An 11,495-nucleotide genomic window follows, 5' to 3' on the forward strand; every position below is an offset into this window, starting at 1 on the left:
CGCCAGATGGCGTTCCTACAGGCCGAGCCGCGACTGACGTTTTTGCGTCTTTGCCAGTTGTGCCGATGCATGGCGTTCCGCTCGGCATACATCGCTCCTGGCGGTACACATGCTGGTCACCAGCCCTGGGCTGGCGATGCAGTGCTGCACCGAACATCCGCGATTTTCGTTGCATCCATGGCCGGAGACGTGTGCTGATCTTCCGCCAGCGCTTTGCCTAGCCAATCCGCCAGCCGTCCGATGCGTGGGTCCGGATTACGCTTTGCGGCGCACAGTACCCAGCGGCCGTGTGTGGCAGTGAATCCCCACGGCGCCAGCAGGCGCCCGGCCGCCAGGTCTGCCGCCACCAACGGCTGTGGCGCGATCGCGATTCCCAGCCCGGCGGCAGCGGCTTCCAGGAGATACACCAAGTGTTCGAATTCGGTACCGAAGCGCAGTGCCTCGGGTTCCAGCCCCTGCGCCTGCGCCCATTCCGGCCAGGCTTGCGGGCGCGAACGCGTCTGCAGCAGGGCGTGATGACACAGTGTGGTCGGGTCATTCCCGTCGATCCGCAACGTCGACGCGAGCTGCGGGCTCAGCACCGGGCCGATCCACTCCACGCCCAGTGCGTGCACCTGCCACTCGCTGGGCCAGGGTGGGGTGTCTAGCAGCAGTGCAGCATCCAGGCCGTCCAGATCCGGGCCGGGTGGCTGTTCGCTGGCGGACAGGTGTAAGCGTACGTCAGGCAGGTCGTGCTGCAGCAGGCCCAGGCGCGGGATCACCCAGCGTGCCAGCAGGCTACCGGAACACCCCAGCACCAGCGGCGCCTCGGCAACCGGGCGCTGCAACGCCGCCCAGGTCTGGCTGATCACGCCAAAGCCTTCGCCGGTGGCGTCACCTAGCCGAACGCCTGCAGCGGTCAGCACCAGACCGCGGCCCTGACGCGCAAACAGCGCCGTGCCCAATGCCTGTTCCAGCGAACGCACGTGCCGGCTGATGGCCCCATGGGTGACGTGCAATTCCTGGGCAGCACGGCTGACGCTCTGCAGGCGCGCGGCAGCTTCGAACGCACGCAGCGCCGCCAGTGGAGGAAGCAAAACAGTCATATGTGACTCCAGATCACAGGTTGCGGCAATCTTATCGATGTATCGCATGCCGCGGCTGCGCTAGAGTGAGGCCTCTCTTATGACGCATTGCTGCAGAGGATTTCCATGTCGGCCCAGCCCATCAGTGACTTTTACGCCTATCCGGATGCTGCTGGCCACTTTGGCAAGTTTGGCGGCCGGTTCGTCGCCGAAACCTTGATTGGCCCGCTGCAGGAGCTGTCCGCCGCCTACGATCAAGCGCGGCAGGATCCGAGCTTCATCGCCGAATACGACAAGGACCTCAAGCATTACGTCGGCCGCCCCAGCCCGATCTACCACGCCGAACGGCTCAGCCGTGAAGTGGGTGGGGCGCAGATCCTGCTCAAGCGCGAAGACCTCAACCACACCGGCGCGCACAAGATCAACAACACCATCGGCCAGGCCCTGCTGGCCAGCCGCATGGGCAAGACCCGCATCATCGCCGAGACCGGCGCCGGCCAGCACGGCGTGGCCAGCGCCACTGTCGCTGCACGTCTGGGCCTGGAATGCCTGGTCTACATGGGCGCCACCGACATCGAACGGCAGAAGATCAACGTCTATCGCATGAAGCTGCTCGGTGCGACGGTGATCCCGGTGACCTCCGGTTCGGCCACGCTCAAGGACGCGCTCAACGAAGCGATGCGCGACTGGGTCACCAACGTGCGCGACACCTTCTACATCATCGGCACCGTGGCCGGCCCTGACCCGTATCCGCGCATGGTGCGTGACTTCAACGCGATTGTCGGCCGCGAGTCGCGCGCGCAGATGCTGGAAGACTACGGCCGTCTGCCGGATGCGATCAGCGCCTGCGTCGGTGGCGGTAGCAATGCGATCGGCCTGTTCCATGCCTTCCTCAACGACCCGGGCGTCAAGATCTATGGCGCCGAGGCGGCCGGCGACGGCATCGCTACCGGCCGCCATGCGGCATCGATCGCCGCAGGGCGCCCCGGTGTGTTGCATGGCAATCGCACCTATGTGATTTGCGACGACGATGGCCAGATCACCGAAACCCATTCGATCTCTGCCGGCCTGGATTACCCCGGCGTGGGTCCGGAGCATGCGTTTCTGTCCGACAGCGGCCGCGCGGTGTATCAGGGCATTACCGACGACGAGGCGATGGCCGCGTTCCATCTGCTTGCGCATACCGAAGGCATCCTGGCCGCACTTGAATCCAGCCATGCGGTGGCGCAGTCGATCAAGCTCGCGCGCGAGCTGCCGAAAGACGCGTTGGTGTTGTGCAACCTGTCTGGGCGTGGCGACAAGGATGTGCATACCATCGCGGCGCGCGAGGGGCTCGCGCTGTAGCGTGGCTGCGGCTACTTCTCTAACCGGATGGCAGGGACGCGTCGATGCTCGAAGGGTTCATCCAGTTGGTGGCCGAGCTGATGATCGAACTTGGCCTGCACTGGGTCGCCGCATCGTTCGAGCGCGGGCACTCGCCGGCCTTGGCGGCAGTCGGCTACGCGATTCTGGGTGCATTGCTGGGTGGCGTCAGTCTCTGGTTGCTGCCGAAGCACTTCACCGCGACCCATGGCGCGCGCCTGACAGCGGTGGTGATCGCGCCGCTGGCCGCTGGCGGGCTGCTGCCCTTGGGGCGTGGCGTGCGCGTCGTGGCGACCCGGTATTCCGCATTGATCGATTTTCCTACGGCTACCTGTTTGCGCTGTGCTTTGCGCTGATGCGTTATTTCTTTGCCACCTGACGTGACATGGCGGCTGGCTTTCCTCCCCCCCTTGATTCGAGTGATTTCATGCGTCGTATCGATTTCCGCTTCGCCGAGCTGCGTGCCAACGGTCGCAAGGCACTGATCCCCTTCATCACCGCCGGCGACCCGTCGCTGGAAGCCACTGTGCCCGTCATGCACGCGCTGGTGCGCGCCGGCGCCGATGTCATCGAGCTCGGTGTGCCGTTCTCCGACCCGATGGCGGACGGCCCCACCATCCAGCGCAGCTCCGAGCGCGCGCTGGGACGCGGTGCCGGCCTTGCGTACGTGTTGGAAGCGGTGCACGAGTTCCGCCGCGAAGACGCCGCCACGCCGGTGGTGTTGATGGGCTACCTCAACCCGATCGAGATCCATGGCACGCGGCGCTTCGCCGAAGCGGCTGTCGCCGCCGGCGTGGACGGCCTGCTGCTGGTCGATCTGCCGCCGGAGGAAGCCGATGAAACGCGCGCCATCTTCACCGAGGTCGGGCTGGCGCTGATCGCACTGGCATCGCCCACCACCAGTGAGCAGCGCCTGGACATGCTGTGCAGCACTGCGCAGGGCTATCTGTATTACGTCAGTTTTGCTGGCGTCACCGGCGCCTCCAACCTGCTCGACACCCACGCCGCCAGCGACCGCCTGCGCCAACTGCGTCAGCGTGCCGGCGCGCCGGTGGTGGCCGGCTTCGGCATCAAGGACGCCGCCAGCGCTGCCGCCATGGCGGTGGATGCGGACGGCGTGGTGGTCGGCAGTGCTCTGGTTGCCGCCCTGGCCGAAGCCGACGACGTCCGCAGCGCTCGCGAACGCGCAGAGGCCTTCCTGGCCCCCTTGCGCCAAGCCCTCGACCAAGCGTAGAAGCCAACGTCTCGCTCTCACCAGGGCGAGACGGCACAGCTTGCGCGCCGCCGGCGCGCGTGCCTTGGAACGCGCGCGGCAAGCGTGAGCTGGGGGGGCACGGAGCGCAGCCACGTGCACCCAACCCACTGCGCTGCATCAACAATGCGACGCAGCAGCCCGCGATCCGTTTCGCAGAGAGACCTGCCAGACACGCCCCGAAGTATCTGCGCCAGATCCCGCATTCATGACGCCCGCTACCTTGGCATTCCCACGGCGCGTTAGACTGTCGTCCCTCTGCGGCCCGCCAGGCCGCCCTGCATGGATTTCATACACGCATGAGCTGGCTCAGCAAATTGATGCCTTCCGGCATCCGCACCGAAAACACTCCGGCCAAGAAGCGCAGCGTCCCCGAGGGCCTGTGGGAAAAGTGCAGCAATTGCGGCAGCGCGCTGTACGGCCCGGAACTCGAAGAAAACCTCGAGGTGTGCCCGAAGTGCGACCACCACATGGCGATCCGCGCGCGCGCGCGCCTGAATTCGCTGTTTGACCCGGACACCGCGACCACTGAAATCGCCGCCCAGCTCGGGCCGGTCGACGTGCTCAAGTTCAAGGACCAGAAGCGCTACGGCGAACGCATCAAAGCCAGCCAGAAAGCCAGCGGCGAATACGACGCGCTGATTGCCATGCGCGGCACGCTCAAGGGCAACCCGTTGGTCGCTGCTGCGTTCGATTTCGCCTTCATGGGCGGCTCGATGGGGTCAGTGGTTGGCGAGCGCTTTGCGCGTGCAGCCGAAGTGGCGTTGGAAGTCGGTTGCCCGTTCGTGTGCTTTTCCGCCAGTGGCGGCGCCCGCATGCAGGAAGGCCTGTTCTCGCTGATGCAGATGGCCAAGACCTCGGCGGCGCTCGGCCGCCTGCGCGAAGCCGGACTGCCGTACATCTCGGTGCTGACCCATCCCACCACCGGTGGCGTGTCGGCCTCGTTCGCGATGCTGGGCGACATCAACATCGCCGAGCCGCATGCGCTGATCGGCTTTGCCGGCCCGCGCGTGATCGAGCAGACCGTGCGCGAAACGTTGCCGGAAGGCTTCCAGCGCTCCGAATTTCTGCTCGACCACGGTGCCATCGACCAGATCTGTGACCGCCGCGAGATGCGCAACCGCATTGCCGAGCTCACCGCGATGATGATGCGTCAGCCGCATCCGCAGGACGCTGACGCCGCATGAGCGCACGCAAGTACTTTGGCACCGACGGCATCCGCGGTCGGGTCGGGCAGGGCGTGATCTCGGCCGATTTCGTGCTGCGCCTGGGCAATGCGCTCGGCCGTGTACTGACCCAGATCCGTGGCAAGCGGCCGTTGGTGTTGATCGGCAAGGACACCCGCATTTCCGGTTACATGTTCGAAGCGGCGCTGGAAGCCGGCTTGGTTGCTGCAGGCGCTGACGTGCAGCTGATCGGCCCGATGCCGACGCCGGCCATCGCGTTCCTGACCAGCACGCTGCGCGCCGACGCGGGCGTGGTGATCAGCGCCTCGCACAATCCGCACTACGACAACGGCATCAAGTTCTTCTCCGCCGAAGGCGAGAAGCTCGACGACGCCACTGAAGCGGCGATCGAAGCGGCGTTGGACGCGCCGTTCCACACGGTGGAATCCGAGCGTCTGGGCAAGGCCATCCGCACGCGCGATGCGATCGGCCGCTACATCGAATTCTGCAAGGCCAGCGTGGCGCGTGGTTTCACCCTCAAATGGCTGAAGATGGTGCTGGACTGCGCACATGGCGCTACTTATCACATCGCCCCCATGCTGTTCCGTGAGCTGGGCGCAGAGGTGGTGGTCATCGGCGCCGCGCCGGACGGGCTCAATATCAATGCCGGTGTCGGCTCAACGCATATCGACAATCTCGCCGCCAAGGTGCGCGAGTACGGTGCGCATCTAGGCATCGCCTTCGACGGCGACGGCGACCGTGTATTGATGGCCGACGACCAGGGCAACCCGGTCGATGGCGACGATCTGCTGTATGTGCTGGCGCGCTCGTGGCAGGCCAGTGGCCGGCTGACAGGCACCGTGGTGGGCACCTTGATGACCAATTACGGTCTGGAACAGGCATTGGCTGCGCTGAACATCCCGTTCCAGCGCGCCAAGGTCGGCGACCGCTACGTGCATCAGGCCCTGGTCGAAGGCGGCGGCACCTTGGGTGGCGAAACATCCGGCCATCTGTTGTGCCTGGACCGCGCCACTACCGGCGATGGCATCGTCAGTGCACTGCAGGTGCTCGAAGCGCTCGGTCGCGATGGGCATAGCTTGCGCAAGGCGCTCAGCAGCCTGAGCAAGGTGCCGCAGAAGACCGTCAATGTGCGCCTGGATGGCGGTGCGGCCAAGGCGATTGTGGAAGCTGCCAACGTGCAACAGGCGTTGCAGCAGGCGCAGGCCGCCGTTCAAGGGCGTGGTCGCGCGTTCCTGCGCCCGTCCGGCACCGAGCCGGTGGTGCGCGTGACCGTGGAAGCCGACGACGCGCGCCTGATGCAGGACACGCTGGACCGGCTCTCGGGTGCAGTGCGTGACGCGGCGTGAGTCAATCGTCATTGGCGTGTGCGTGGTCATCGCCAAGGCCGCGACGTTTTACCTGTTGTATCGCCTGTTGATCTGACAGCAGGCTTCTCTCGATCTTTTCGACTTCCACGACAGACATCCGTATGCGCGCGCGCATCCCCACGCTGGACATCACCCGTTTGGACACCGACCGCGACGCCTTCGTTGCCGAGCTCGGTGCGGCCTATCGGCAGTGGGGCTTTGCCGGAATCCGCAATCACGGCATCGCCAAGGCCGACATCGATGCCGCCTACGAGGTGTTCAAGGCGTTCTTCGCCTTGCCGGAAGCGACCAAGCGTCGCTATCACGTGGAAGGCAGCGGCGGCGCGCGTGGCTATACCGCGTTCGGTGTGGAAACTGCCAAGGATTCCAAGCACTTCGATCTGAAAGAGTTCTGGCACATTGGCCGCGAGATTCCAGACGATTCGCCGTACCTCGCGGTGATGCCGCCAAATCTGTGGCCCAGCGAGGTGCCTGGCTTCCGCGAGCGCGGTTACCAGCTGTACCAACAACTGGACCAGTTGGGCTCACGCGTGCTGTCGGCGCTGGCGCTGCATATCGGCTTACCGCAGGACTACTTTGTCGACAAAACCAACAACGGCAATTCGATCCTGCGGCCCCTCCATTACCCGCCGATCACCAGCGACGGCATCCCCAACGTGCGTGCTGGTGCGCATGGCGACATCAACTTCATCACCTTGCTGGTCGGTGCCAGTGCCGCCGGCCTGGAAGTGCGCTCCAACGATGGCGAGTGGGTGCCGTTCACTGCCGACGCCGACACCATCGTGGTCAACATCGGCGACATGCTGCAGCGCCTGACCAACCACGTCTATCCGTCCACCATCCACCGCGTGGTCAACCCGCCGGGAGAGCAGGCGCGCCAGCCGCGCTATTCGGTGCCGTTCTTCCTCCACCCCAATCCTGATTTCCTCATCGACGTGCTGCCATCGTGCATCAGCGCCGATAACCCCAGCCATTACCCAGAGCCGATCACGGCGCATGGCTTCCTGGAAGAGCGCCTGCGCGAGATCAAGCTGAAGTAATCCAGCGCGTGTCGCAACGCGTGGCGCGCAGCGAACAGCCGCGCCCGCAACATGACCGGTGACGATTGCCACATTTTCATTCAGAGAATTCCGCTCGCGTCTGGTTAAAGATTGCGTTCACTCACGCCGATAACCCAGTCTGATCCCTAGCGCGACGTCGGGCTCGCCTGGCGCCCGCTGCCGATTGCACGAGGTGAGGGCGCATGCGGATGCGGTGGTTCAAGCGGATAAGTGTGGTCTGTCTGCTGTTGGCGTCTGCCGCCGCAGGGACGGCTGCTGCGGCGTCGGTCACCGTGACCGTCGCCGACGCCAGTGGTGTGCTGGTCGATGCAGTGGTGAGCCTGGAACCTGCGCGGCCGGTTGCGCCGAGCGCGGGCAAGACCGTGGAAATGGACCAGATCAACTCGCAGTTCGTGCTGGCAGTGCGCACCGGGACTCTGGTGCGCTTTGCGAACAACGACCAGATTCGCCATCAGGTCTACTCGTTCTCGCCGGTCAAGCGCTTCGAACTGCCGCTGTTCCAAGGCACCACTGCTGCGCCAGTGCGTTTCGATCAGCCTGGCCTGGTCACCATCGGCTGCAATATCCACGATTCGATGCAGGGGTACATCGTGGTGCTGGAGACACCGTACTTCGGCAAGACCGGCAGCGATGGCCGTGCCCAGCTGGAGGCGCCTGCGGGCAACTACACGTTGCGCGTCTGGCATCCGCGCATCAAGGGCGCTGCCAGCAGCGAGCCGTTGGTGATCGCGCGCGATGCGGTGCAGCGTCGCGTCACCTTGCAGACCACCGGCACTGCGCCGGTGGTGGCGCCACCGGATGCGCGCGCGCGCGCGCTGCAGGACAAGTTCCGTAACGCCGACCCGAAGAAGCCGCGCCCATGAGGTCGATGCGCCTGCATACCCGCATCGCGGCCTTGCTGGTGCTGGTCGTGCTTGCCACACAGGCGCTCACATTTTTTGCCGTGCAGGTGGCCACCGAGCGCAGCGTCAAGGCGCAGCTGGGCGAAGAGCTGGAAATCGGGCAGGGGGTCTGGCAACGCATCAACGTGCGCCGCGACGAGCAGTTGCTGCAGTCGGCGTTGGTGCTGGCCGACGATTTCGGGTTCCGTGCGGCCGTCGCCAGCGGCGATGTGCCGACGATGCAATCGGCCTTGCGCAACCACGCCGCGCGCATGTCGGCGCAAACCGCGTTATTGCTCTCGCCGGATGGCGAATTCTTGACCGGCCTGGCTGACGTGCCGCAAGCCGAACAACTGCGTGCGGTGCAGGCATTGCTGCAACAGGCGCAGCGCGATGGACGCGCAGTGGGTGTGGTGGCGCTGGATCAGCGCATCGTGCGCTTGGCGGTAGTGCAGGTACTGGCGCCGAACCGGGTCGGCTGGATCGGGATCGGCAACGAATCCGGCGACGGCCTGGCGCAGGATTTCCGCAGCACCACCGGGCTGGATGCCACCTTCTTCACCGATGGCCCGCCGCTGCGCGTGCTGGCCTCCACGATGGCGCCATCGGCGCGCGCCGAATTTGCGCAACAACTGGCCGCGGCGAAGAAGCTGCCGGCTGTATCGATCCCGTTGACGTTGGGCCAGTCGCGCTATCTGGTCAGGCTGCAAGCGATCCAAGGCGACAGCCACATGCGGGTCGCGTTGCAGGCATCGCTGGATCGCGTTGTCGCGCCGTATCGCGTTCTCAAGCTGCGCATCCTGCTGCTGGCCGGGTTAGCCACTGTTGCCGCACTGGTTGTGGCGATTTTTCTCGCACGCAGCGTGAGCAAACCAGTCGCACAACTGGTACAGGCCGCGCGGCGCATCCAGCGCGGCGATTACTACACCGCCGTGCAGGTGCCGCCTGGCCGCGAACTTGCCGAGCTGGCCGACAGTTTCGGGCGCATGCAGCACCAGATCGCCAGCCGCGAGCAGCACATCCTGCATCAGGCCCGCCACGACGCCTTGACCGGCCTGCCCAACCGGATCTGGTTGCTGGAGCGGTTGAAGGAGGTGGTGGAGCAGACCGTGGCAGCCGGAGGCACCGCCGCGGTGCTGATCCTGGATCTGGAGCGTTTCAAGGAACTTAACGACAGCCTGGGCCACGACTTCGCCGACCAGGTGTTGGTGGAGGCCGGTCGCCGGTTGGTGGAGGTCGTGCAGGAGCCCAATCTAGTCGGTCGGCTGGGCAGCGATGAATTCATGGTGGTGGTGGCGCAAGCCGATGCGGTCAGCGTGCAGCAGGATGCGCAGCGCCTGCTGCTGCAGCTGCGTCGCCCGCTGGTATTGCCGCAGGCGCGTATTCAGCTCGAAGCTAGCATCGGCATCGCGCTGATTCCCGAGCATGGCGCCGATCCGGATACCTTGTTGCGCCGCGCCGATATCGCGCGCCGCCAAGTCGGCACCACAAGCGCCATTGGCGCCAGCGTCTATCGCCTGGGCCAGGACGAACAGCATCTGCGGCGTTTGCGTCTCACTGGCGATCTGCGTCAGGCCATTGGCGCAAACGAACTCACCTTGCGCTTCCAACCCAAGATCTGTCTGCGCAGCGATCAGGTCGAGCAGGTCGAAGTACTGGTGCGCTGGCATCACCCGGTGCTCGGCCCGATCGGCCCGGACGAATTCATTCCGCTGGCCGAGCACGCCGGCGTGATCCACCCACTCACCCGCTTCGTGCTGGACGAAGCGCTGCGCTGCCAGGCGCAATGGCGCGAGCAAGGGCTAGTGCTCGGCATGGCAATCAATTTGTCCGCGCTCGACCTGTCCGATCCCGGCTTGCCCGACTTCGTGCGCGGCCGTCTGGAGCATCACGCCGTGCCGGCGCAGTCGGTCACGCTGGAATTGACCGAAAGCGCCTTGATGCGCGATGTCGAATTCGCGCTGCACATGCTGCATCAGTTACGCGGCGTGGGCGTACGTCTGTCCATCGACGACTTCGGTACCGGCTATTCCTCGTTGGCCCAACTCAAGCGCATGCCGGTGAACGAATTGAAGATCGACAAGAGTTTCGTCATGCAGTTGGCCGAAGGCACCGACGATGCCTTCATTGTCCGCAGCACGATCGATCTAGGGCACAACCTGGGCCTGAGCGTCATCGCTGAAGGCGTCGAGAACGCCACCGCGCTGGCGCTGTTGCGCGGTTACGGCTGCGACATGGTGCAGGGCTATCTGTATTCGCCACCGCTGGAAGAGGCGCCGCTGGTGGCCTGGTGCATGCGCCAACTCGGCATGACCTCGGCGGCGCACGCAGGTGTGCAGCGATGAGCGTGCATCAGCGTGTTGTCGTGATCGCTGCATCCGCTGCCAGCGCATTCGCGCCAGTGCACGCACTGGCCGGCGACTGTGTTTTGAGCACATCGGCGATGCGCCCGTTGAATCGCTCCGCCATGCCATTGGTTCTGGGCGTCCTGGGCTTGGTCAGCCGGTGTTCGATGCCCAGTTCCTGGCACAGTTGATCGAACTCGTGGTCGCCACTGGGCTCACGCTCCTTGCTGGCAAACAGGCGGTCCGTGAACTCCTTGCCATTGTCCGGTCAGCAGTTTGTTGATCTTGATCGGACAGGCCTTGTGCAGTGCGCTCAGAAAGGCCTTTGCATTGGCCGCTGTCTTGTTGGTTTTGCACTGCACGAACACCCAGCGGGTGGCCCGGTCGATGGCCACGAACAGATAGCGCCGTTGCGATTGGTCCTGCATCTGGGGCAGGTACTTCACATCCATGTGCACATAGCCGGGCGCGTAGCTCTTGAAGGCCTTGTGGGCGACAGCAGGCTCCCGGGGCTTGAGGTCGTTGAGGTTGCCAGCCCCATGTCGGCGCAGGCACCGGTCCAGGCCCGAGCGAGAGACATCGGCACAGATGAATTCCCGAGTGACCGCCAGCAAGTCATCCAGGGGCAACAACAAGGTGCGGCGCAAGTGGAGTACCACGCTCTCTTGTGCGGGCGTGAGCACCGTCTGCAGGCGATGGGCTGTGTGCGAGCGATCTCCGAACACATCGCGCTTCTTCCACTTGTAGACCGTCTGGTCGGTGATGCCAAAGCGCTGGGCCAGCACGCTGGCGGTTTCATTACTGGCTGCTATCTCGGCGCGCACGGCGGGTGTGGTGCGGGCGTTCTTGTGCAGGGCTATCAGCATGGCTTGGCTCCCGGAGTCCATTGCAGGGACTCTATCAACTCCTGCAAGACGACTTGGGCCATGAAGAGTGGATAGCGTTTGGGATCTATGCCATCGTCCGGGATGCGACA

Annotated in this window: 8 protein-coding genes and 3 pseudogenes; 9 read left to right on the top strand and 2 right to left on the bottom strand. The window is 64.9% G+C overall.

What is annotated here, in order from left to right:
- Positions 1 to 116: 116 nt before the first annotated feature.
- A complete protein-coding gene (locus WJW29_RS13935) occupies positions 117 to 1,085 on the bottom strand; it encodes a LysR family transcriptional regulator (protein WP_011409068.1) in 969 nt (322 codons plus the stop codon).
- A 105-nt stretch (positions 1,086 to 1,190) separates the two neighbouring features.
- Between WJW29_RS13935 and trpB the strand changes: the two genes are divergently transcribed.
- From trpB to WJW29_RS13980, 9 genes and pseudogenes are all read left to right on the top strand, one after another.
- Positions 1,191 to 2,408, top strand: a complete 1,218-nt coding sequence (gene trpB, locus WJW29_RS13940) for a tryptophan synthase subunit beta (protein WP_011259762.1) — start codon at positions 1,191 to 1,193, stop codon at positions 2,406 to 2,408.
- A gap of 44 nt (positions 2,409 to 2,452) precedes the next feature.
- Positions 2,453 to 2,805, top strand: a pseudogene (locus tag WJW29_RS13945) (hypothetical protein).
- Positions 2,806 to 2,853: 48 nt separating this feature from the next.
- Positions 2,854 to 3,660, top strand: a complete 807-nt coding sequence (gene trpA, locus WJW29_RS13950; protein ID WP_011409067.1) for a tryptophan synthase subunit alpha — start codon at positions 2,854 to 2,856, stop codon at positions 3,658 to 3,660.
- Positions 3,661 to 3,977: 317 nt separating this feature from the next.
- Positions 3,978 to 4,865 carry an acetyl-CoA carboxylase, carboxyltransferase subunit beta gene (gene accD / locus WJW29_RS13955; protein ID WP_011259760.1) on the top strand — a complete coding sequence of 296 codons (888 nt, stop codon included), beginning with the start codon at positions 3,978 to 3,980 and terminating at the stop codon, positions 4,863 to 4,865.
- Positions 4,862 to 6,211 carry a phosphoglucosamine mutase gene (glmM, locus tag WJW29_RS13960; protein WP_011259759.1) on the top strand — a complete coding sequence of 450 codons (1,350 nt, stop codon included), beginning with the start codon at positions 4,862 to 4,864 and terminating at the stop codon, positions 6,209 to 6,211. Before accD ends, glmM begins: the two co-directional genes overlap by 4 nt.
- 122 nt (positions 6,212 to 6,333) lie before the next feature.
- A complete protein-coding gene (locus tag WJW29_RS13965; protein WP_011259758.1) occupies positions 6,334 to 7,272 on the top strand; it encodes a 2-oxoglutarate and iron-dependent oxygenase domain-containing protein in 939 nt (312 codons plus the stop codon).
- Between the two features lie 209 nt (positions 7,273 to 7,481).
- On the top strand, positions 7,482 to 8,156 hold the full coding sequence (locus WJW29_RS13970) for a hypothetical protein (RefSeq protein WP_011409066.1): 675 nt from the start codon (positions 7,482 to 7,484) through the stop codon (positions 8,154 to 8,156).
- Positions 8,153 to 10,519, top strand: a complete 2,367-nt coding sequence (locus WJW29_RS13975) for an EAL domain-containing protein (protein ID WP_011259756.1) — start codon at positions 8,153 to 8,155, stop codon at positions 10,517 to 10,519. Before WJW29_RS13970 ends, WJW29_RS13975 begins: the two co-directional genes overlap by 4 nt.
- Positions 10,465 to 10,596: pseudogene (locus tag WJW29_RS13980) on the top strand (DUF3034 domain-containing protein); the annotation flags it as partial. The gene WJW29_RS13975 and the pseudogene WJW29_RS13980, both read left to right, overlap by 55 nt.
- 2 nt (positions 10,597 to 10,598) lie before the next feature.
- On the opposite strand, the pseudogene WJW29_RS13985 reads toward WJW29_RS13980, so the two are convergent.
- A pseudogene (locus WJW29_RS13985) lies at positions 10,599 to 11,385 on the bottom strand (IS481 family transposase); the annotation flags it as partial.
- Positions 11,386 to 11,495: the final 110 nt, after the last annotated feature.

The sequence above is a fragment of the Xanthomonas sp. JL1 genome (assembly GCF_038405005.1).

What these genes read in the sequence shown, in the direction of transcription:
- trpA (WP_011409067.1), top strand. Translation starts at nt 2,854, where the DNA reads ATGCGTCGTATCGATTTCCGCTTCGCCGAGCTGCGTGCCAACGGTCGC.
- accD (WP_011259760.1), top strand. Translation starts at nt 3,978, where the DNA reads ATGAGCTGGCTCAGCAAATTGATGCCTTCCGGCATCCGCACCGAAAAC.
- WJW29_RS13975 (WP_011259756.1), top strand. Translation starts at nt 8,153, where the DNA reads ATGAGGTCGATGCGCCTGCATACCCGCATCGCGGCCTTGCTGGTGCTG.
- WJW29_RS13935 (WP_011409068.1), bottom strand. Translation starts at nt 1,085, where the DNA reads ATGACTGTTTTGCTTCCTCCACTGGCGGCGCTGCGTGCGTTCGAAGCT.
- WJW29_RS13965 (WP_011259758.1), top strand. Translation starts at nt 6,334, where the DNA reads ATGCGCGCGCGCATCCCCACGCTGGACATCACCCGTTTGGACACCGAC.
- glmM (WP_011259759.1), top strand. Translation starts at nt 4,862, where the DNA reads ATGAGCGCACGCAAGTACTTTGGCACCGACGGCATCCGCGGTCGGGTC.
- trpB (WP_011259762.1), top strand. Translation starts at nt 1,191, where the DNA reads ATGTCGGCCCAGCCCATCAGTGACTTTTACGCCTATCCGGATGCTGCT.
- WJW29_RS13970 (WP_011409066.1), top strand. Translation starts at nt 7,482, where the DNA reads ATGCGGTGGTTCAAGCGGATAAGTGTGGTCTGTCTGCTGTTGGCGTCT.